Annotated in this window: 17 protein-coding genes; 10 read left to right on the forward strand and 7 right to left on the reverse strand. The window is 72.6% G+C overall.

What is annotated here, in order from left to right:
- Positions 1-57: 57 nt before the first annotated feature.
- The gene (locus JOC24_RS25380) at positions 58-1,761 is read left to right on the forward strand and encodes a proline--tRNA ligase (RefSeq protein WP_205022706.1); all 1,704 of its coding nucleotides are present in this window, start codon (positions 58-60) and stop codon (positions 1,759-1,761) included.
- A 76-nt stretch (positions 1,762-1,837) separates the two neighbouring features.
- On the opposite strand, the gene JOC24_RS25385 is transcribed toward JOC24_RS25380, so the two are convergent.
- From JOC24_RS25385 to JOC24_RS25395, 3 genes are all read right to left on the reverse strand, one after another.
- The gene (locus tag JOC24_RS25385) at positions 1,838-2,752 is read right to left on the reverse strand and encodes an aminoglycoside phosphotransferase family protein (RefSeq protein ID WP_205022707.1); all 915 of its coding nucleotides are present in this window, start codon (positions 2,750-2,752) and stop codon (positions 1,838-1,840) included.
- A gap of 66 nt (positions 2,753-2,818) precedes the next feature.
- On the reverse strand, positions 2,819-3,313 hold the full coding sequence (locus JOC24_RS25390) for a ferritin-like domain-containing protein (protein ID WP_205022708.1): 495 nt from the start codon (positions 3,311-3,313) through the stop codon (positions 2,819-2,821).
- Positions 3,310-3,828, reverse strand: a complete 519-nt coding sequence (locus JOC24_RS25395; RefSeq protein ID WP_205022709.1) for a hypothetical protein — start codon at positions 3,826-3,828, stop codon at positions 3,310-3,312. Before JOC24_RS25395 ends, JOC24_RS25390 begins: the two co-directional genes overlap by 4 nt.
- Positions 3,829-3,999: 171 nt before the next feature.
- On the opposite strand from JOC24_RS25395, the gene rimP reads away from it, so the two are divergent.
- The 9 genes from rimP (at position 4,000) to JOC24_RS25440 (ending at position 15,871) form a co-directional block, all read left to right on the forward strand.
- A complete protein-coding gene (gene rimP / locus JOC24_RS25400; protein WP_205022710.1) occupies positions 4,000-4,497 on the forward strand; it encodes a ribosome maturation factor RimP in 498 nt (165 codons plus the stop codon).
- A gap of 2 nt (positions 4,498-4,499) precedes the next feature.
- Positions 4,500-5,540: a transcription termination factor NusA gene (nusA, locus tag JOC24_RS25405; RefSeq protein ID WP_205022711.1), complete on the forward strand. Its 1,041-nt coding sequence runs from the start codon at positions 4,500-4,502 to the stop codon at positions 5,538-5,540.
- A gap of 152 nt (positions 5,541-5,692) precedes the next feature.
- Positions 5,693-5,971: a YlxR family protein gene (locus tag JOC24_RS25410; protein ID WP_205022712.1), complete on the forward strand. Its 279-nt coding sequence runs from the start codon at positions 5,693-5,695 to the stop codon at positions 5,969-5,971.
- Between the two features lie 148 nt (positions 5,972-6,119).
- Positions 6,120-9,242: a translation initiation factor IF-2 gene (gene infB / locus JOC24_RS34055; protein ID WP_205022713.1), complete on the forward strand. Its 3,123-nt coding sequence runs from the start codon at positions 6,120-6,122 to the stop codon at positions 9,240-9,242.
- A 165-nt stretch (positions 9,243-9,407) separates the two neighbouring features.
- Positions 9,408-9,704: a DUF503 domain-containing protein gene (locus JOC24_RS25420; protein WP_053929043.1), complete on the forward strand. Its 297-nt coding sequence runs from the start codon at positions 9,408-9,410 to the stop codon at positions 9,702-9,704.
- A 25-nt stretch (positions 9,705-9,729) separates the two neighbouring features.
- Complete coding sequence (gene rbfA, locus JOC24_RS25425) at positions 9,730-10,191, forward strand: 30S ribosome-binding factor RbfA (RefSeq protein ID WP_014153744.1); 462 nt, start codon at positions 9,730-9,732, stop codon at positions 10,189-10,191.
- Positions 10,188-11,093 (forward strand): tRNA pseudouridine(55) synthase TruB, encoded by a 906-nt coding sequence (gene truB / locus JOC24_RS25430; RefSeq protein ID WP_205022714.1) that lies wholly within the window; start codon positions 10,188-10,190, stop codon positions 11,091-11,093. The genes rbfA and truB overlap by 4 nt, the downstream gene beginning before the upstream one ends.
- 211 nt (positions 11,094-11,304) lie before the next feature.
- Complete coding sequence (locus JOC24_RS25435) at positions 11,305-14,874, forward strand: S1 family peptidase (protein WP_205022715.1); 3,570 nt, start codon at positions 11,305-11,307, stop codon at positions 14,872-14,874.
- Positions 14,875-14,917: 43 nt separating this feature from the next.
- Positions 14,918-15,871 carry a bifunctional riboflavin kinase/FAD synthetase gene (locus JOC24_RS25440; protein ID WP_205022716.1) on the forward strand — a complete coding sequence of 318 codons (954 nt, stop codon included), beginning with the start codon at positions 14,918-14,920 and terminating at the stop codon, positions 15,869-15,871.
- A gap of 131 nt (positions 15,872-16,002) precedes the next feature.
- Here JOC24_RS25440 and JOC24_RS25445 read toward each other — a convergent pair whose 3' ends face one another.
- The 4 genes from JOC24_RS25445 to JOC24_RS25460 are packed head-to-tail and all read right to left on the reverse strand — an operon-like array spanning position 16,003 to position 20,064.
- Positions 16,003-17,010 carry an oligopeptide/dipeptide ABC transporter ATP-binding protein gene (locus tag JOC24_RS25445; RefSeq protein WP_205022717.1) on the reverse strand — a complete coding sequence of 336 codons (1,008 nt, stop codon included), beginning with the start codon at positions 17,008-17,010 and terminating at the stop codon, positions 16,003-16,005.
- Positions 17,007-18,059 carry an ABC transporter ATP-binding protein gene (locus tag JOC24_RS25450; RefSeq protein WP_205022718.1) on the reverse strand — a complete coding sequence of 351 codons (1,053 nt, stop codon included), beginning with the start codon at positions 18,057-18,059 and terminating at the stop codon, positions 17,007-17,009. Before JOC24_RS25450 ends, JOC24_RS25445 begins: the two co-directional genes overlap by 4 nt.
- Positions 18,056-18,979 carry an ABC transporter permease gene (locus tag JOC24_RS25455; protein ID WP_205022719.1) on the reverse strand — a complete coding sequence of 308 codons (924 nt, stop codon included), beginning with the start codon at positions 18,977-18,979 and terminating at the stop codon, positions 18,056-18,058. Before JOC24_RS25455 ends, JOC24_RS25450 begins: the two co-directional genes overlap by 4 nt.
- The gene (locus tag JOC24_RS25460; protein ID WP_205022720.1) at positions 18,976-20,064 is read right to left on the reverse strand and encodes an ABC transporter permease; all 1,089 of its coding nucleotides are present in this window, start codon (positions 20,062-20,064) and stop codon (positions 18,976-18,978) included. Before JOC24_RS25460 ends, JOC24_RS25455 begins: the two co-directional genes overlap by 4 nt.
- Positions 20,065-20,066: the final 2 nt, after the last annotated feature.

A 20,066-nucleotide genomic window follows, 5' to 3' on the forward strand; every position in this document is an offset into this window, starting at 1 on the left:
CCGCGCGGGCCCCCCGGCTAACCTCGGGCTCACCACCCTTGCGAGCAGGAGTTCATCATGGCCCAGGTCCAGCGCATGTCCCGATTGATGATCAAGACACTGCGCGACGACCCGGCGGACGCCGAGACGCTCAACCACAAGCTCCTCGTCCGCGCCGGTTACGTCCGCCGCACCGCGGCCGGCATCTGGTCGTGGCTGCCGCTCGGCAAGAAGGTCCTGGAGAACGTCACCCGCGTCGTCCGCGAGGAGATGGACGCCATCGGCGGCCAGGAGGTCCTGCTCCCCGCGCTGCTCCCCAAGGAGGCGTACGAGGCGAGCGGCCGGTACGACGAGTACGGCGACCTGCTGTTCAGGCTCCAGGACCGCAAGGGCGCCGACTACCTCCTCGGCCCCACCCACGAGGAGATCTTCACCCAGGTCGTCAAGGACATGTGCTCGTCCTACAAGGACCTGCCCGTGATCCTCTACCAGATCCAGACCAAGTACCGCGACGAGGCCCGCCCCCGCGCCGGTGTGCTGCGCGGCCGCGAGTTCCAGATGAAGGACTCGTACTCCTTCGACACCACCGACGAGGGCCTGGCCGAGGCGTACCGGCTGCACCGCGCCGCCTACATCCGGATCTTCGAGCGCCTCGGCCTCGACCACCGCATCGTCTCTGCCGTCTCCGGGGCCATGGGCGGCTCCGCCTCCGAGGAGTTCCTCGCCCCCGCGCCCGCCGGCGAGGACACCTTCGTCGACTGCCCGAACTGCGACTACGCCGCCAACACCGAGGCGGTGACGTACAAGGTCACGTCCGTCGCCGACGCCTCCGCGGCCGGCGCCGTCGAGGAGCTGGACACCCCCGACACCCCGACGATCGAGTCCCTCGCCGCCCACCTCGGCGTCCCGGCCTCGGCCACCCTGAAGAACCTGTTGGTCAAGGTCGACGGCGAGATCGTCGCCGTGGGCGTGCCCGGAGACCGCGAGGTCGACCTCGGCAAGCTCGGCGAGCACCTCGCCCCCGCCGTCGTCGAACTCGTCACCGCCGAGGACTTCGTGGGCCGCCCCGACCTGGTGCGCGGTTACGTCGGCCCGCAGGGCCTGGAGAAGGTCCGCTACATCGCCGACCCCCGCGTCGCCGCGGGAACCGCCTGGATCACGGGCGCCAACAAGGAGGGCGTGCACGCGAAGAACGTCGTCGCGGGCCGCGACTTCGAGGTCGACGACCACTTCGACGTCGTCGTCGTCGAGGCCGGGGACCCCTGCCCCAACTGCGGCGCAGGCCTCCAGGTGGACCGCGCCATCGAGATCGGCCACATCTTCCAGCTCGGCCGCAAGTACGCCGACATCTTCTCCCTCGACGTCCTGGGCCAGCAGGGCAAGCCGGTCCGCGTCACGATGGGCTCGTACGGCATCGGCGTCTCCCGCGCGGTGGCCGCCCTCGCCGAGCAGACCGCCGACGACAAGGGCCTGTGCTGGCCCCGTGAGATCGCCCCTGCCGACGTGCACGTCGTCGCCGCGGGCAAGGCGCTCCAGACCGAGCTGGCCCTGGACGTCTCCGAGAAGCTCAACGCCGCCGGGCTGCGCGTCCTGGTCGACGACCGCGCGGGTGTCTCGCCCGGCGTGAAGTTCACCGACTCCGAGCTCATCGGCGTCCCGAAGATCCTGGTCGCCGGGCGCCGCTCGGCCGAAGGCGTCCTGGAACTGAAGGACCGCCGCACGGGCGAGCGCGAGGAGCTCACCGTCGACGAGGCGATCGCACGCCTGACCGACCAGGGCTGATCCCTCCGGACAACGCAGATGTCCTTCCGGACACGCAGAGGGCCCCGCGCGCCGCGCGGGGCCCTCTGCGTGTGCCCTACAGCCAGCCCGCGAACTCGAGGGACAGCTCGCCGTCCTGCGTGCGCCCCGCCGTCAGCGCGCGGGTGCCGGACTCGACCGCCCGGAACAGCGTCCAGCCGCGCAGCCGCGCCTGGTCGACCTCCAGCGAGTCGGCGAGCTTCTTGACCCGCCGCCGGGCCGTGGCGGCACCTCCGGGAGAGGCCACCAGGTCCTCGACCCGGTCACGCACCAGCCGCGCCAGGTCGTACGCCCGCTCCCCGGTCAGCGGCTCGGGGCCGACCGCCAGCCACGGCGCGCGCTCACCCGACAGGACCTTGCTCTGCCGGAAGTTGCCGTGCAGCAGGAGGAGTTCGGGGGAGTCCAGGACCAGCTCCTCGCGGGCCGCGAGGGCGGCCGAGACGAGCGGTTCGAGTTCGGGGTCCCGTTCCGCGGCGGCGCGCATGGCCTCCGACTGCCCGGCGGTGCGCTCCGCGACGGTCTCGAAGGCGTGGCCGGCCGGCGGCTCGACCCACAGCCGCCGCACCGTGCCGGCGGCCTCGAGCAGCGCCTTCGCCTCGGGGAGGGAGCGCAAGGACATCTCGTGGTGGAGCCGTTCCAGCAGGACGGCCTCCTCGGGCACCGCGCCGTCCGGAGCGGTCAGGAGCTCCACCGCGCCCCAGCCGTTCCAGTGGGCCAGCGCCGCCCGCTCGAGCGCGGGAGCAGCCCCGGGAGGCGCGATCTTCAGCACGGCGGGGCTGCCGTCCGCCCGGCGGACCAGGAGGACCAGGCTGCTGCGCCCGCCGGGGGCGCACACCCGGTCGAGGGAGACCGAGTGCGCGGACAGCGCGTCGTCGGTGAGTGCGGGGAGCCGCCCCAGCCAGTCGGCGGCGGCCGTGTCCCCGTACGTCTCGCCGAGCGCTCGCACCAGACGCTGCGGCGGTTCGAAACCCATACGTGCCTTGTTCCCTTTCGGAGCGTGGTCGGCTGCGGCGTGCTCGGCCGCAGCGCGCTCGGTTGCTCAGTGTGTGGCGCCGGTGGCCCCTGCCTCCGCCGTGTCGTCGGGCGGGGCGGCCCTCTCGGTGAGCCCAGGAAAGGCTACGCCGGTGCCGCGCCAGCGCACCGCACGCACCGCGGCCTCCCTGAGCGCGCCCGCGGCATCCTGCCGCAGCGGCCCTCGAGCGGCCCGTACGAGATCGGAGTAGACGCCCGCGACCCTGTCCTCCAGCACGGCGGCGAGCCGCATGGCGGTCGCCGGATCGCGTACGGCGAAGGGCAGTGCGTACGCCGCGTGCGCCGCCACCGGCGTACCGCCCAGGTCGCGGACCGTCCGTACGAGCGTGTCGCGACGGGCCCGGTGGGCGTCGCAGGCAGCCGTCGCGTCCCTGCGGCGGTCCCCCTCCAGCCGGCCGCCCAGCACCCCGTACCCGTACACCGCGGCGTGCGCGGCACCGAGCGCGGCCTGCGCGGCGCGCAGCGTTCCGTCGGCGTCGTCCGTCGTGGCCTTCGGTGTCATGCCGGGGTCTCCTTGGCCAGTTCTGTCAGCAGGAACGCGTGGGCGGCGCCGGCCGCGGCGACCGAGGCCAGCAGCCTGGCCAGTTCCGGTTCGGCGGTCAGCAGGGCGGTGGCGCGGCCGTCCGCCACCCGGCGCTCCTGGGCCGCGAGGTCCTTCAGGGCCGTCCGCGCCTCGGTGGGGGCAGCCGGCGGGGTCGGTGAGGGGGAGCCGCTCGGGGCCTTCGCCGGCCCGCCCAGCGCCGTCAGGTGCTCCCGCACAGCGGCGGCCAGTGGTGCGAGCCCGGCCTCCGTCACCGGGTGGGCGGCCGCGACCTGTTCGTAGCCGGAGAGCAGCGAGGCACTGTCACGGGCGGCCGACGCCCGCAGCGCCCCCGACCGGGAGGCGGTGCGTGCGTCCGTGCCTCCAAGGGCCGTTCGCGTCTCCGGCCCGCCCCCGCAACCCGTCAGCACCGCGCCCAGAGCGAATGCCCCCGTAGCGGTGAGCGCACCCCTGCGCGTCGTCCCCGTGCGGTGCACTTGTCTCCTTCAGCCTGGTTTTTGACAGTTTTTGACCTGAAGTGATCACCGAGGCTGAGCGTACCCGCGGTGGGGCGGGAGGCGGACGGCAACACCCCTGCGGACCGGATACCCTTTGACCTGACACGCGACGATCCCCACAACAGCACACGCGGCCGAGGAGTCACCCGGATGAGCACCACCCAGAGCGACAGGCTGCGCGAACTGCTGGAGCCGCTCGTTGGCGCCAAGGAGCTGGACCTCGAGGAGATCGAGGTGTCCCGGGCGGGCCGCCGCCGCGTGCTGAGGGTCATCGTGGATTCCGAGGACGGCGTGGAGCTCGACACCTGTGCCGAGCTGAGCCGCACGATCTCCGAGACGCTCGACGAGACCGACGCGATGGGCGACGACGAGTACGTCCTCGAGGTGAGCTCTCCGGGCGCCGACCGCCCGTTGACCGAGCACCGCCACTACGTACGCGCCATCGGACGGCTGGCCAAGCTGAACCTGGACGACGGCGGCGAGCTGGTGGCCCGCATCCTGGGCGTCGACGACGAGGGGCTGGATCTCGAAGTGCCGGGCGTCAAGGGCCGCAAGCCCACGGCGCGCCGTGTCGCCTTCGACGAGATCGCCAAGGCGCGCGTCGAGATCGAATTCAACCGCAAGGACAAGAAGGAAGAGGAGGCGTAGCCGTGGACATCGATGTGAAGCTTCTGAAGGGCTTGGCGCAGGACAAGGAGATCCCCTTCGACGTGCTCGTCGGGGCGATCGAGTCGGCCCTCCTCATCGCGTACCACCGCACCGAGGGCAGCCACCGCCGTGCGCGCGTCGAGCTGGACGCCGCCGGTCACGTCACGGTGTGGGCGAAGGACGACCCGGCCGAGCTCGAAGAGGGCCAGGAGGCGAAGGAGTTCGACGACACGCCCTCCGGCTTCGGCCGTATCGCCGCGACCACCGCCAAGCAGGTCATCCTGCAGCGGCTGCGCGACGCCGAGGACGACAGGACGTTCGGGGAGTACGCGGGCCACGAGGGTGACGTCGTCACCGGTCTCGTCCAGCAGGGCAAGGACCCGAAGAACGTACTGGTCGACATCGGCAAGCTGGAAGCGATCCTGCCCGTGCAGGAGCAGGTGCCGGGCGAGGAGTACACCCACGGCCTGCGGCTGCGTACGTACGTCGTGCGGGTGGCCAAGGGTGTGCGCGGTCCGTCCGTCACCCTCTCGCGTACCCACCCCAACCTGGTGAAGAAGCTCTTCGCCCTGGAGGTCCCGGAGATCGCGGACGGGTCGGTCGTCATCGAGGCCATCGCCCGCGAGGCCGGTCACCGCACCAAGATCGCCGTACGTTCCACCCGGGCCGGCCTGAACCCGAAGGGTGCCTGCATCGGCCCGATGGGCAGCCGTGTGCGCAATGTCATGGCCGAGCTGCACGGCGAGAAGATCGACATCGTGGACTGGTCGGACGACCCCGCGGAGATGGTCGCCAACGCGCTGTCCCCCGCGCGGGTGAGCAAGGTCGAGGTCGTGGACCTCGGCACGCGCTCCGCCAGGGTGACCGTGCCCGACTACCAGCTGTCGCTGGCGATCGGCAAGGAGGGGCAGAACGCCCGCCTGGCCGCGCGGCTCACGGGCTGGCGCATCGACATCCGTCCCGACACCGAGACCGAGGCCGAGCGCGACGTCGCCGACCGTGAGCGCGCCGAGCGCGCCCGGGAGCGTTCCGAGCGCGGCTGACCCGACCACGCACTGCCTCCGGAGCCGCTCAAGGGCGGCTCCGGAGGCAGTGCGACGGAATAGATCGAGGCGCTGTGCCGCTGAGATCACGACAACATCCGTTCGATTCTTGCCCCAAAGGGGTGAGGTCGGTGCGGGGAGGTAGACTTAGCGTGTCTGGCCGGACGCACGCCCGCGTTTGCCCCGAGCGAACCTGTGTGGGATGCCGGGAGCGAGCGGCCAAGAGCGAGCTGCTGCGCATCGTGGTGGACGGGGTTGAGGTTGTCCCTGATCCACGCGGTACGCTGCCCGGCCGGGGTGCGTATGTGCACCCGGCCTCTGTCTGTCTCGACCTGGCGGTTCGCCGCCGGGCATTCCCCCGGGCCTTCAAGGCCAAGGGGCCGTTCGATTCCGCGGCACTGCAGCGGTTCGTCGAACGGGTGACACCGTAGGAAAGTGAACGGCACGGGTCCCCGTGCGGTCAGGTACCTCGCGAGTTGGAAGTAGGTCGAGATTGCGATGAGCACTCGATGAGTACGCGATGAGTACGCCCATGAAGTAGCGACGGTCCGGCGGTAACCCGGACCTAAAAGGAGCGAAGTGGCTAAGGTCCGGGTATACGAGCTCGCCAAGGAGTTCGGCGTAGAGAGCAAGGTCGTCATGGCCAAGCTCCAAGAACTCGGTGAGTTCGTCCGTTCGGCGTCCTCGACGATCGAGGCGCCGGTTGTACGCAAATTGACTGACGCACTGCAGGGTCCCGGCGGCAACGCCGGCAAGTCCGCTGCGAAGCCTGGCGCGCCCCGCAAGGCCGCCCCCGCGAAGCCCGCTGCGCCGTCTCCGGCCGCCGCGGCACGTCCCGCTGCCCCGAAGCCCGGCGCCCCGGCTCCCAAGCCGGCCGCCGCGGAGACCCCGGCGAGCAGCACCCCTTCGGCGCCCTCCGCGCCGTCGGCGGGTCCCCGTCCGGGCCCCAAGCCCGCGCCGAAGCCGGCCCCGGTGACTCCGGTCCCCGCCGCCGAGTTCTCGGCACCGGCTCCGGCCCAGCCGGCCGCCCCCCAGCAGCCCCAGGCCCCGCGTCCCGCGGGCGCCACCCCGGGCCCCCGCCCCGCCCGTCCGGCTCCGGCCGGCGGTCAGCGCGACGGCGGCCGTGGTGGCGAGCGTGACGGCGGCCGTGGCGGCGAGCGCGGCGGAGACCGTCCCGCACGTCCCGCCGGCCAGGGCGCACCCCGCCCCGGTGGCGCGCGTCCGGCCGGACCCCGTCCGGGCAACAACCCCTTCACCTCCGGCGGTTCCACCGGCATGGCGCGCCCCCAGGCGCCCCGTCCCGGCGGTGCCCCGCGCCCCGGCGGCGGTCAGGAGCGCCCCGGCGCCCCGCGTCCGCAGGGTGGCCCCGGCGGCGCCCCGCGTCCGCAGGGCCAGGGTCAGGGCGGCGCACGTCCGTCCCCGGGCGGCATGCCCCGTCCGCAGGCTCCCCGTCCGGGCGGTGCCCCCTCGGGTAACCGTCCGAACCCCGGCATGATGCCGCAGCGTCCCGCTGCGGGCCCGCGTCCCGGCGGTGGCCCCGGCGGCGGCCGTGGTCCCGGTGGCGGCGGCGGTCGTCCCGGTGGCGGCGGCGGTCGTCCCGGTGGCGGTGGCTTCGCAGGCCGTCCGGCCGGTCCCGGTGGCGGCGGTGGCGGCTTCGCGGGCCGTCCCGGTGGTCCCGGTGGCGGTGGCGGCGCAGGCCGTCCCGGTGGTGGCGGTGGCTTCGGCGGCCGTCCCGGCTTCGGTGGACGTCCCGGCGGCCCGGGTGCCCGTGGTGGCACGCAGGGTGCGTTCGGCCGTCCCGGTGGTCCCGCGCGTCGTGGCCGCAAGTCGAAGCGTCAGAGGCGCCAGGAGTACGAGGCCATGCAGGCCCCGTCGGTGGGCGGCGTCATGCTGCCTCGCGGCAACGGGCAGGCTGTCCGGCTGTCGCGCGGCGCGTCCCTGACCGACTTCGCGGAGAAGATCAACGCCAACCCGGCGTCGCTCGTCGCCGTGATGATGAACCTCGGCGAAATGGTCACCGCCACGCAGTCCGTCTCCGACGAGACGCTGAAGCTCCTCGCGGACGAGATGAACTACGTCCTCGAGATCGTCAGCCCGGAGGAGGAGGACCGCGAGCTGCTCGAGTCCTTCGACATCGAGTTCGGTGAGGACGAGGGCGGCGAAGAGGCCCTGGTCTCCCGTCCGCCGGTCGTGACCGTCATGGGTCACGTCGACCACGGTAAGACCCGGCTGCTGGACGCGATCCGCAAGACGAACGTCGTCGCGGGCGAGGCCGGCGGTATCACGCAGCACATCGGTGCCTACCAGGTCTCCTCCGAGGTCAACGGCGAGGACCGGAAGATCACCTTCATCGACACCCCGGGTCACGAGGCGTTCACCGCCATGCGTGCCCGTGGTGCGAAGTCGACCGACATCGCGATCCTCGTGGTGGCGGCCAACGACGGTGTGATGCCCCAGACGATCGAGGCGCTGAACCACGCCAAGGCGGCCGAGGTGCCGATCGTGGTCGCGGTCAACAAGATCGACGTCGAGGGTGCCGACCCGACCAAGGTGCGCGGTCAGCTCACCGAGTTCGGTCTGGTGGCCGAGGAGTACGGCGGCGACACGATGTTCGTCGACATCTCCGCCAAGCAGAGCCTCAACATCGAGGCACTGCTGGAGGCCGTCGTCCTCACCGCCGACGCCTCGCTCGACCTGCGGGCCAACCCGGAGCAGGACGCGCAGGGTATTGCGATCGAGTCCCACCTCGACCGCGGTCGAGGTGCCGTCTCGACCGTCCTGGTCCAGCGCGGAACGCTGCGCATCGGTGACACGGTGGTCGTGGGCGACGCGTACGGCCGTGTCCGGGCGATGCTCGACGACAGCGGTCAGAACGTCCAGGAAGCGGGTCCCTCGACCCCCGTCCTGGTGCTCGGTCTCACCAACGTCCCGGGCGCCGGCGACAACCTCCTGGTGGTCGACGAGGACCGTACGGCCCGTCAGATCGCCGAGAAGCGTGCCGCCCGTGAGCGCAACGCCAACTTCGCCCGCAAGGGCGTCCGGTTCTCCCTGGAGAACCTGGACGAGGCGCTCAAGGCCGGTCTGGTCCAGGAGCTCAACCTCATCATCAAGGGCGACGCGTCCGGTTCGGTGGAGGCTCTCGAGTCCTCGCTGCTCCAGCTCGACGTCGGTGAAGAGGTCGACATCCGGATCCTGCACCGCGGTGTGGGTGCGGTCACCGAGTCGGACATCAACCTGGCGACCGGCTCCGACGCCATCGTGATCGGCTTCAACGTGCGCGCCGCGGGGCGTGCCGAGCAGATGGCCGAGCGCGAGGGCGTGGACGTCCGGTACTACTCGGTCATCTACCAGGCGATCGAAGAGATCGAAGCGGCCCTCAAGGGCCTGCTCAAGCCGGAGTACGAAGAGGTCGAGCTCGGCACGGCGGAGATCCGCGAGATCTTCCGCTCGTCCAAGCTGGGCAACATCGCCGGTGTGCTGGTCCGCTCCGGCGAGGTCAAGCGCAACACCAAGGCGCGCCTGCTGCGCGATGGCAAGGTCATCGCGGAGAACCTCAACATCTCCGGTCTGCGCCGCTTCAAGGACGACGTCACCGAGATCCGCGAAGGCTACGAGGGTGGTATCAACCTCGGAAACTTCAACGACATCAAGATCGACGACGTCATCGCGACGTACGAGATGCGCGAGAAGCCGCGAGGCTGATCAACGGGGAACCCAGGGGGAGACCCCCGGGTTCCGTGCACGGTCGGGGCCGGTCGACGGGTCGTATTTCCGTCGATCGGCCCCGGCCGTTCCGTGTACGGTTCGGGTGTCCCCGCCAAGCGATGGCGGGGCACGACCCCGAACCGGCGGGACATCCGGACTTACATGTATGTGGGGACTCTGTCCTTCGATCTGCTCCTCGGCGACGTACGGTCGCTGAAGGAGAAACGCTCGGTCGTCCGCCCGATCGTCGCCGAGCTCCACCGCAGGTTCGCGGTGAGTGTCGCGGAGACGGGCGACCAGGACCTCTACCGCAGGGCCGAGATCGGCCTCGCCGTGGTCTCCGGGGACACCGGGCACCTCACAGACGTACTCGACCGGTGCGAACGCATGATCGCGGGCCGGCCGGAAGTGGAGCTGCTGTCCGTACGACGGCGGCTGCACAGCGACGAAGACGATTGAGCACGTTCAGATAGGAGACGGACCAGTGGCCGACAACGCGCGGGCAAAGAAGCTGGCGGACCTCATCCAGGTGGTGGTCGCCGAGAAACTGCAGCGCGGTATCAAGGACCCGCGTCTGGGCACGCACGTGACCATCACGGACACCCGTGTCACCGGCGATCTGCGGGAGGCCACGGTCTTCTACACGGTCTACGGCGACGACGAGGAGCGGGCCAGCGCGGCCGCCGGACTGGAGAGCGCCAAGGGCATCCTCCGCTCGGCGGTCGGTGCCGCGGCGGGGACGAAGTTCACCCCCACCCTGGCCTTCGTGGCCGACGCCCTGCCGGACAACGCCAAGGCGATCGAGGACCTGCTCGACCGGGCACGGGCCTCGGACGCCAAGGTCCGCGAGGCATCCTCCGGTGCCACGTACGCCGGTGGCGCGGACCCGTACCGCAAGCCTGAGGACGAGTCCGACGAGAACGACGGGGACTCGCCTTCCGCATGACGCAGAACAAGCAGGACAGGACGCCGGACGGCCTCGTCATCGTCGACAAGCCGTCCGGCTTCACTTCGCACGACGTCGTGGCCAAGATGCGCGGTATCGCCCGCACACGGCGGGTCGGCCACGCCGGCACGCTGGACCCCATGGCCACCGGAGTCCTCGTGCTCGGTGTCGAGAGGGCGACCAAGCTGCTGGGCCACCTCGCGCTCACCGAGAAGGAGTACCTGGGGACGATCCGGCTCGGCCAGGACACCGTCACCGATGACGCGGAGGGCGAGATCATCTCGTCCACCGACGCCTCGGGGGTGACCCGCGAGGGCATCGACGCGGGGGTCGCCGCTCTGACCGGCGCGATCATGCAGGTGCCGTCCAAGGTCAGCGCCATCAAGATCGACGGCAAGCGGTCCTACGCGCGGGTGCGCGGCGGCGAGGAGTTCGAGATCCCGGCCCGGCCGGTGACCATCTCGTCCTTCCGGGTCTACGACGTGCGCGAGGGAGTCGCGGAGGACGGTACCCCGGTCGTCGACCTGGTCGTCTCCGTCGTGTGCTCCTCGGGTACGTACATCCGTGCCCTGGCCCGCGACCTCGGCGCCGGGCTCGGCGTCGGCGGGCACCTGACCGCGCTGCGGCGCACCCGCGTCGGACCCTACGGCCTCGACGCGGCGCGCACGCTCGACCGGCACCAGCAGGAGCTGACCGTGATGCCGGTGGCCGAAGCGGCCGCCTCGGCCTTCCCACGCTGGGACGTGGACGAGAAGCGCGCCAAGCTGCTGCTCAACGGCGTACGGCTGGACATGCCGTCGTATCCGCCGGGACCGGTCGGGGTCTTCGGGCCCGACGGGGCGTTCCTGGTGCTCGTCGAGGAGCAGAAGGGCAAGGCCAAGAGCCTCGCCGTCTTCGCCTGACGCGTCGCCCCATGGGTTCGACCCTTCGTGGAGCGGGCACGCCCCCGTGCGTGTGCCCGCTCCACGGTCCCCCTCCGAGGACCATTCCTGTCCAGGAAGAACCCGCCGATTCACCCCAATGGGCGGCGCTCGGAGTGACTGAGGGGTGCGAGGGGGGCGCTTTCGTCCCGTGGGTTTCCGGTGCCGATCATCTTGGATCTACCGTCGGAGCATGGGCAGCGGGGACCGGTCGAAACTTGTGAGAATCTGCGATCAGGCAGGCCGGCCGCAGGGGACCGGATTCGTCGCGGACGACCGGGGCACCGTCGTCACCAGCCATCAGGCGGTGGGGCGCTCCACGCACCTGATCCTGCACGGCGCAGACGGCCGTAGCCGCCCCGTCGGCCCCGGCGACATCACCGCACTGCCCGACCTCGGCCTCGCCCTGCTGCGCACCGACGGCCCGGAGGCCCTGGGCGTCGAACCGCTCCCCATCGCCGTACGCGAGCAGATCGACACGGGTACCTATGTGCGGATCGCCGCCCACGGCTGGCGTGAGGCACGCGTCCTAGGGTCGACGGGGGCGACGTACTCCGAGGGCACACGCGAACACCACGTGGCCGACGCGCTGGAGCTCGCCCTCGGTACGGACGGGCGCGACGCGCTGCGCTCCGGCGGAGCCGCTGTCGGCGGGCCCGTGACGGACCCGCGCACCGGGGCGGTCCTGGGCGTGCTCTCGACCGCCCTGAGCGCCGGCCGCGAGACCGCCGGACTCGCGGTGACGCTGACGCCACGGGACACCCCCGGGCCACTGGCCGAGGTGCTCCGGCGCAACGCGGGCGGTGTCCCGGGATACGGCTGCGACCTCAACCTCGCGGGCGCACTGCAGCTGACGGCCACCTCGGTCGGCCAGGCCGACGGCCGGCCCTGCGGCGCGGAGCCCGTCGAACGTCCGGAAAGCCGTGCGGAGTTCACGGCCTTCGAGGCCGGAACCGAGCCCGTACTCGGCCTGGTCGGAGCCCCGGGTACCGGCCGCACCACGGAGCTCGCCGCCCTCGCCGGCGCTCGCGCCCGCGGGCCCGTGCCCGCCCTGACGCTCTGGCTGCGCGGAGCAGATCTGCTGGCCGACGACCTCTCGGTCGCCGACGCGATGACCCGGGCACTGCAGCGCTCCGGGAGGATCGTCACCGCTGCCGGGGCCCGGGGCGACATGGGGGCCGCCACCCCTGAGCGGGTGGCCCGCCTCGCCGCGGCGTCCGGGAACCCGCTGCTCGTCGTCGTGGACGGCCCGGAGGAGATGCCGCCCCTGCTGGCCCACCGGCTTGCCGGGTGGACCGTGGCGACGGCCGAGTGGCTCCTGGCACACGAGGCGCGGATGGTCGTCGCCTGCCGCCCCGAGCACTGGGAGACCGCCGGCGCGCTGTATCCGCCGGGCGCCCTGCACAGGCCGGAGCGGCCGGGGGAGCGGGCCGGGGGGCTGCCGCCCGCCGTCCGACTCGGCGACCTCACGGCGGAACAGGCCGAGCGGGCCTGGGAGCGGTACGGCATCCCGCCCGGATCGATCGCACCGGGCCACGACCGGCATCCCCTCACCCTGCGCCTGCTCGCCGAGGTGCGGGCGGCGCTGCCTCCCGACGCACCCGGCAGGCCCGGGACCGAGGAGGTCTTCGCCGCCTACCTGGACCTCGCCTGCGTCCGCGTCGCCGTCCGGATCGGCGCCCGGGCCGAACCCAGGCTCAACGGCGCGGCGGTCCGCAGACTGGCCGCCAAGGTCGCCGGCCAGGTCCACGAGGCGGCCAGGCGGTGCCTCGGCCCGGGGCAGGGTGAGCTGGACAGGGAGGCATTCGAGGAGGTCTTCCCCTGGCGCACGGGATGGGCGCCGGCCGTCCTCACCGAGGGGCTGCTGGTCCCGGCCGGTGCGGGATACCGCTTCGCCCACGAGGAGCTGGGCGACTGGGTGCAGGGCGCGCACCTCGACCTGGACGCGGCGCTGCACTCACTGGTCCACCGCTGGCACGCGGACGGGGCCACCACGGAGGTCGAACCCGCCCCGCAGGACGCCGCGGAACCCGGCAGCCTCCCCGTGCCGCGCCACCGCATCGGCCCGGTGCTCCAGGCGATGCTCCTGCTGGAGCGGCGGCAGGGGCACGCGGCGCTGGCTCACCGGATGGCGGACCTCATCGAGGCGATGGACCGCCTGCCTTCCGCCCCCGGCGCACACGAGCGCCTCACCGACGCGGCCTGGTGGGCGGCCCGTCTGCTCCGGGAGAGCCTCCTCCGGGTGCCGGACGCCCGGCCCTGCCTCGGGGTGCTGCGGGTGCTCGCAGGCCGGATCACCCGGCGGTCCCTGTCCGGCGGCGGTCCGGCCGCCCTCGGCCCCTACGCCGAATTCGTGCCGTGGTTCTGGTGCCGGATCCGGCTGCCCGAGGACGACCGGATCGACCTGCTGCGCCGTCTCCTGCCCGCCGACGGCGCACCGCGCACCGATGGCGGTGAGAGGTATCTGGACGCCGTGTCCCGGCGCCTCGCCGCCCACCCCAGGACCGTGCAGGCCCTGCTGTGCCGCTGGTTCACCGACGAGAGCCCACTGCCCGCCGAGGAGGGTGTGCCGATGCGGCTCACCGTGGCCGCCGCCGCGCAGGCCCTCCTGTACGCCCGCCGGGACCTCGCGGTCGACGACCTGACCGAGGCGCTCGTGGACACCGCGCACCCGCGCGCCGCCGAACTGCTCGTCACCCTCGCCGAGGACGAACCAGGCGCCCTCTGCCGGGCCGTCGACCGGTGGGCACGTGACGAGGAGCGGCCGGGACGGCGCGCCGCCGCGGCCCTCCACGCCACGCTCACCGCCACCCGCACCCTCTCCGCGTCCGACCGCGCCCTGCTGCGCGGTGCGGCGCTCACCCTGCTGGCGCGGCCGGACGACACGGTCCTGCACGCCCAGGCCCTCACCGTCCTCGTACGGGACCCGGGGGCAGGGCGCCGCTACCTGCCGCAGGCCCTTCGGATCTTCGCCGCCGGTGACCCCCGGCTGCCGCTGGCCCTGCTCACGGAGGTGTTCCCCGAGCACCCCGAACCGGTGCTCGCCGCACTGCGCGTCCGGCTGTCGCTGCCCGGGGACGCCGCCGACGACGTACTGCGGGACCTGGCCTCCCTGGACACGCCCGCCCTTGCGCTGCACGCCCCGGGCCTCGTACGCCATTACGTCGAGAGCCGCAGCCGCGCCGGCGAGGACGCCGCCGCTGAGACCGCCGCCTACGTCGGCCTCAGGCTCGAGCACAGTCCGGCCGCCCGGGCCCTGCTGCTTCCCCTGATGGCCGCGCTGCTGCGGGACCGGCCCGTTCCGGCGCCCGTGCGTGCCGCGCTGGCCCGGGTGCTCGCCGCCCCGGGGAGCACGGCGTCCAGGCCGCTGCGGGCCGAGCTGCTGGAGGTCCTGCTGGAGTTCGAGCAGGACACCGGCAGGGATCCGGAGGTCCTCGACGCCCTGCTGCGGGCGGCCGCGGCAGCTTCCGGGCGCCGCCCCGAAGCCCGCACACGGGCTCTGGTGCACCGCACCGGGATGCTTCTCGCGCGGACTCCCGAGGGCGTGGCCCGCTTCGACCGCGGGCTGGCCGAACTCGCCAGGGACGTTCCCGGATTCGCGGCCCTCGTCACCCGCTGGCTCGAGGACGCCCCTGCCGAGTGGGCCGCCGTCGTGGGCCCCGGCGCCAGGCGGACGCTGGAGGAACTGGCCGGGCCGCGGTCCGGCATCCCGGTGCCGATGCAGGCCGCGGGACGTGAGCATGGCAGTCTTAGACCTGCGTAATGGACATCTACACGTACACAGGTTCGGGCGAGGAGCGGTCACAGTGCACTGCTGGCGTGGCTTGGAGGACATCCCTGAGGGCTGGGGGCGAAGCGTCGTCACCATCGGCTCCTACGACGGGGTGCACCGCGGACACCAGCTGCTCATCAGCCGTGTCGTGGAGCGGGCGCACGAGCTCGGTGTGCCCTGCGTGGTCGTGACCTTCGACCCGCACCCCAGCGAGGTCGTCCGCCCCGGTACCCACCCGCCGCTGCTCGCACCGCACCACCGGCGTGCCGAGCTCATGGCCGGACTGGGTGTGGACGCGGTGCTGATCCTGCCGTTCACCGCCGAGTTCTCGCAGCTCTCGCCCGCCGACTTCGTCGTGAAGGTGCTCGTCGACAAGCTCCACGCGCAGCTGGTCGTGGAAGGCCCCAACTTCCGCTTCGGCCACCGGGCGGCCGGCAACGTCGCCTTCCTGGCCGAGCTCGGCCCGACGTACGACTTCCGGACCGAGGTCATCGACCTGCATGTGAGCGGTGAGGCGGGCGGCGGCGCGCCGTTCTCGTCCACGCTCACCCGCCGCCTGATCGCCGAGGGCGACGTCGAGGGCGCCGCGGAGATCCTCGGCCGCCCCCACCGCGTCGAGGGCGTGGTCGTGCGCGGCGCCCAGCGCGGCCGCGAGCTCGGCTTCCCCACGGCGAACGTGGAGACCCTGCCGCACACCGCGATCCCCGCCGACGGCGTCTACGCCGGCTGGCTCACGGCGAACGGCGAGGTGATGCCCGCCGCGATCTCCGTGGGCACGAACCCGCAGTTCGACGGCACGGAGCGCACCGTCGAGGCGTACGCGATCGACCGGGTCGGGCTCGACCTCTACGGGCTGCACGTGGCAGTGGACTTCCTCGCCTACGTACGCGGGATGCTGAAGTTCGACTCGATCGACGACCTGCTCGTGGCGATGGCCGCCGACGTGAAGCGGTCCAGCGAGCTGGTCGCGGCGTACGAACGGGCCTGAGGCCCGTCGTCCCGCGGCCGCGGGACGACGACGCCGCACGGCCCGCACGGCTTCCGCTCGGGCAGGATCCGCGGCGCCCCCGGCACAGCGGACACGGGCTGTGGGCCGGACCGGGAGCACCCGCGGTCGTCCTACCCTGCCGTGGTCACCGAAGCCCCCGCCGCCGCCCAGTGGCAGGCGACCTGCGCCCGGCCGTCACCCCCCAGCACCGGCAGGTCCGTCGTGCGGCACGCGTCCGCGACGCCCGCGCGTTCCGCCTCGCCCGAGGCGAGGACCTGGCAGCGGGCGTGGAAGCGGCAGCCGGACGGGATCCTGGAGGGGTCCGGCGGCTCGCCCGTCAGGATCACCGGCTCGCCGTCCCCCTCCGGCAGCACGGACAGCAGGGCCTGCGTGTACGGGTGCCGGGGAGCCGTGAGGATCTGCTCGACGTCACCCGTCTCCACGACCCGGCCGAGATACATCACCGCCACCCGGTCGGCGATGTTCCACGCCAGCCCCAGATCGTGCGTCACCACCAGCGCCGACAGACCCAGCTCGTCGCGCAGCCGAAGCAGCAGCGCCAGGATCTCGCCGCGCACCGACGCGTCCAGCGAGGCCACCGGCTCGTCCGCGACGATGAGCTCCGGTTCGAGGACCAGAGCACCCGCGATCACGACCCGCTGGCGCTGACCACCGGACAACTCGTGCGGATAGCGCAGGAAGAACCGCTCCGGAGGTCGCAGCCCCGCCCGCGCCAGGGCCCCGGACACGGCCGCCCGCTCGTCGCCCGCGTACCCGTGGATGCGCAAACCCTCCGCCACGGCGTCGTACACCGTGTGGCGGGGGTTGAGGGAGCCGCTGGGGTCCTGGAGCACCAACTGCACCCGCTTGCGGTACGCCTTCAGCGCCCGGCCCGAGCGGTCGAGGGGCAGGCCGTCGAAGGTGACCCGGCCGGCCGTGGGCGGTACCAGGCCCAGCAGTGACCGGGCCAGCGTCGTCTTTCCGCAGCCGGACTCGCCGACCAGGGCGACGATCTCACCCCGACGGATGTCGAGGTCGACACCGTCGACGGCCCGCGCGGTCGCCGCTCCGCGCCGGCCGGGGAAGGCGACCTCCAGCGACCGGGCGCTGAGCAGGGGGGCCGGGGGAGTGGTCGTCATGAGGTGCTCCTCGTTTCCGCGGTACCGCCGGGCGTCACGGTGGCTTCCGGCTCCACCAGCACACAGGCCGCCCGCCGGGACGGACCGGCCGGCCGCAGTTCCTGGTCCTCCTCGGCGCAGGATTCCAGCGCCGCCGTGCAGCGCGGATGGAACGTACAGCCGGAGGGCAGCGCCGACGGGTCCGGCGGGTCACCCGGCAGACCCCGGGGCGCGTGCCGTGACGCCAGGTCGCCGACGCGCGGGAACGCGGCCGACAGGGCGCCGGCGTACGGGTGTCTGGCGCTCTCGTGGACCTGCTCGGCCGGCCCCTCCTCCACGACCCGGCCCGCGTACATCACCGCCAGCCGGTCACAGGTGTCGGACAGCACCGCGAGGTCGTGGCTGATCATGATCAGGCCGAGGTCCTGGTCGCTGACGAGCCGTTCGATCAGCCGCAGGATCTGTGCCTGGATCATCACGTCGAGAGCGGTCGTGGGTTCGTCGGCGATGATCAGCCGCGGGTCGCAGGCCAGCGCCATCGCGATCATCACCCGCTGGCGCTGGCCTCCGGACAGCTCGTGCGGATAGGCGTCCGCACGCGTGGCCGGCAGCCCCACCTGCTCCAGCAGCCCGCCTGCGCGGCTGCGGGCGGCGGCCGGGGTCCCCCTGCCGTGCAGCAGGATCGGTTCGGCGATCTGGTCCCCGATGCGGTGCACGGCGTTCAGCGAGTGCATCGCGCCCTGGAAGACGATCGACGCACCCGCCCAGCGCACGGCGCGCAGACGCCCCCACTTCATGGTGAGGACGTCCTCACCGTCCAGCAGGATCTCGCCGCTCAGGGTCGCGGACGCGGGCAGCAGGCGCAGCAGCGCCAGCGCCAGCGTCGACTTCCCGCAGCCGGACTCCCCGGCGATCCCGAGCTTCCGGCCCGCCTCGACCCGCAGGTCGACACCCCGCACGGCGGGGACGGCAAAGGCCCCCGAGCCGTAGGTGACGTGCAGGTCCCGGACCTCGAGCAACGGCTGCCCGGCCTCCGGCCTCTCGACGCTCTCGGTCTTCACAGCGGTCAACGGGACACCCCCAGCTTGGGGTTGAGCACGGTCTCGATGGTTCGGCCGCACAGCGTGAACGCGAGGGCGACGACCGCGATGGCGAGTCCGGGCGGAGCGAGGTACCACCAGTTGCCGGAGCTGACCGCTCCGGCCTCACGGGCGTCCTGGAGCAGCCCGCCCCAGGAGACGATCGTGGGATCGCCGAGCCCGAGGAACGCGAGGGTCGCCTCCGTGAGGATGGCGGTGGAGATCACCAGCGTGGTCTGTGCGAGCACCAGTGGCATCACATTGGGCAGGACGTGGCGGGACATGATGTGGCCGTGCCCGCCACCGAGCGCCCTGGAGCGCTCGATGTACGGGCGAGACTCCACGGACAGCGTCTGCGCGCGCACGAGCCGCGCCGTCGTGGGCCAGGTCGTCACGCCGATGGCGAGCACCGTCGTCCAGAGCGACCGCGAGAGCACGGTGGCCAGCGCGATGGCGAGGACCAGCGTCGGCATCACCAGGAACCAGTCGGTGATCCGCATGACGACATTGCCGTACCAGCCCTTGAAATGACCGGCCGTGATGCCCACCAGGGTCCCGATGGCCACCGAGAGGAAGGCGGCGAGCAGGCCCACGGTCAGCGAGACCCGTGTCCCCCACACCAGGAGGGCGAGCAGGCTGCGGCCGAACTGGTCTGTGCCGAGCGGGAACCCGGCGCTCGGCGCCTCCATCGGGCCGCCCGGCGCCGTGGTGACGCTCCGCGAGTCCGCCCCGACCAGCAGTGGGGCGGCAACCGCGGTCAGGGCGATGACCGCCAGCACACCCAGGCCGACGAGGCCGGCCCGGTGGCCGCGGTACTGCTGCCAGAAGCGGCCCGCCGCCTGACGCCTGCGGGCCCGGGTGAGCGCGCGCGGGCCGGTGGCCTGTCGTTCGGCGTCGGTCGTGGTCGTCATCGGCCCACCCGGGGATCGAGGAGCGGATAGATCACATCGGCGAGCGTGTTCATCAGGATCACCGCGGCGGCGAAGAGGAAGAACAGCGCCTGCACGAGTGGCAGGTCGGGCACGCTGAGCGCCTGGTAGAAGAGACCGCCGAGGCCCGGCCAGGAGAACACCGTCTCCACCAGGATGGCTCCCGCGACCGTGTTGCCCAGGTTGACGAAGAGGAGCGTCACCGTCGGCAGCATCGCGTTCGGGACGGCGTGCCGACGGCGTACGAGGTCGTCGCGCAGCCCCTTCGCGCGGGCCGTCGTCAGGTAGTCGCCGCCCATCTCGTCGAGCAGCGAGGAACGCATCACCAGGAGGGTGCGCGCGTACTCGACCGCGACCAGGGTGACGACGGGAAGCACCATGTGGTGGGCCACGTCGAGGGCGTACGCGAAGCCGCTCTCGCCGCCGGACTCCATGCCCCCGGTCGGGAACATGCCGGGGATCGGCCCGATGCCCACCGACAGGGTGACGATCAGGAGCAGACCGAGCCAGAACGAGGGCACCGAGTACAGCGTCAGGGCGAAGGCCGTGTGGAAGCGGTCGCCGGCCGAACCGTTGCGCCAGGCGGACCGCGAACCCAGCCAGATACCGATCACGGTGTAGATCACGAACGCGGTGCCGGTGAGCAGCAGTGTCGCGGGCAGAGCCTCGGTGATCTTGTCCATGACGGGGGCGCGGAACTGGTACGACGTACCGAAGTCCCCGGTCAGGGCCTTGCCGCAGTATTCGGTGAACTGCTGCCAGAGCGGCAGGTCCAGGCCGAACTCCTCGCGCATCGCGGCGATCTGCTCGGTCGACACCTGCCGGCCGCCGGTCATCTGCTTGACCGGGTCGCCGGGGATCAGGCGGAACAGGAAGAAGCTGGTCACGAGTACGGCGAACAGCGAGACGGCCGCACCGGCCAGCTTGCCCGCCGCATAGCGGAGGTAGGCGGTCGTGCCGCGGGTACGCGGACCGCGGTCCGACGGCCCGGCCGGAGCCGGACCGTCGGACCGCACGGCGTCCACGCCCGTCGCACTCTTCAGGGCGGGAGTGCTCTCTGCGCTCATGG

The organism is Streptomyces sp. HB132 (assembly GCF_016909575.1).
Lineage (GTDB): Bacteria > Actinomycetota > Actinomycetes > Streptomycetales > Streptomycetaceae > Streptomyces.

Coding starts and splice junctions, on each gene's coding strand:
- JOC24_RS25380 (WP_205022706.1), top strand. CDS start 58: ATGGCCCAGGTCCAGCGCATGTCCCGATTGATGATCAAGACACTGCGC.
- JOC24_RS25385 (WP_205022707.1), bottom strand. CDS start 2,752: ATGGGTTTCGAACCGCCGCAGCGTCTGGTGCGAGCGCTCGGCGAGACG.
- JOC24_RS25390 (WP_205022708.1), bottom strand. CDS start 3,313: ATGACACCGAAGGCCACGACGGACGACGCCGACGGAACGCTGCGCGCC.
- rimP (WP_205022710.1), top strand. CDS start 4,000: ATGAGCACCACCCAGAGCGACAGGCTGCGCGAACTGCTGGAGCCGCTC.
- JOC24_RS25420 (WP_053929043.1), top strand. CDS start 9,408: ATGTATGTGGGGACTCTGTCCTTCGATCTGCTCCTCGGCGACGTACGG.
- truB (WP_205022714.1), top strand. CDS start 10,188: ATGACGCAGAACAAGCAGGACAGGACGCCGGACGGCCTCGTCATCGTC.
- JOC24_RS25435 (WP_205022715.1), top strand. CDS start 11,305: ATGGGCAGCGGGGACCGGTCGAAACTTGTGAGAATCTGCGATCAGGCA.
- JOC24_RS25445 (WP_205022717.1), bottom strand. CDS start 17,010: ATGACGACCACTCCCCCGGCCCCCCTGCTCAGCGCCCGGTCGCTGGAG.
- JOC24_RS25455 (WP_205022719.1), bottom strand. CDS start 18,979: ATGACGACCACGACCGACGCCGAACGACAGGCCACCGGCCCGCGCGCG.
- JOC24_RS25460 (WP_205022720.1), bottom strand. CDS start 20,064: ATGAGCGCAGAGAGCACTCCCGCCCTGAAGAGTGCGACGGGCGTGGAC.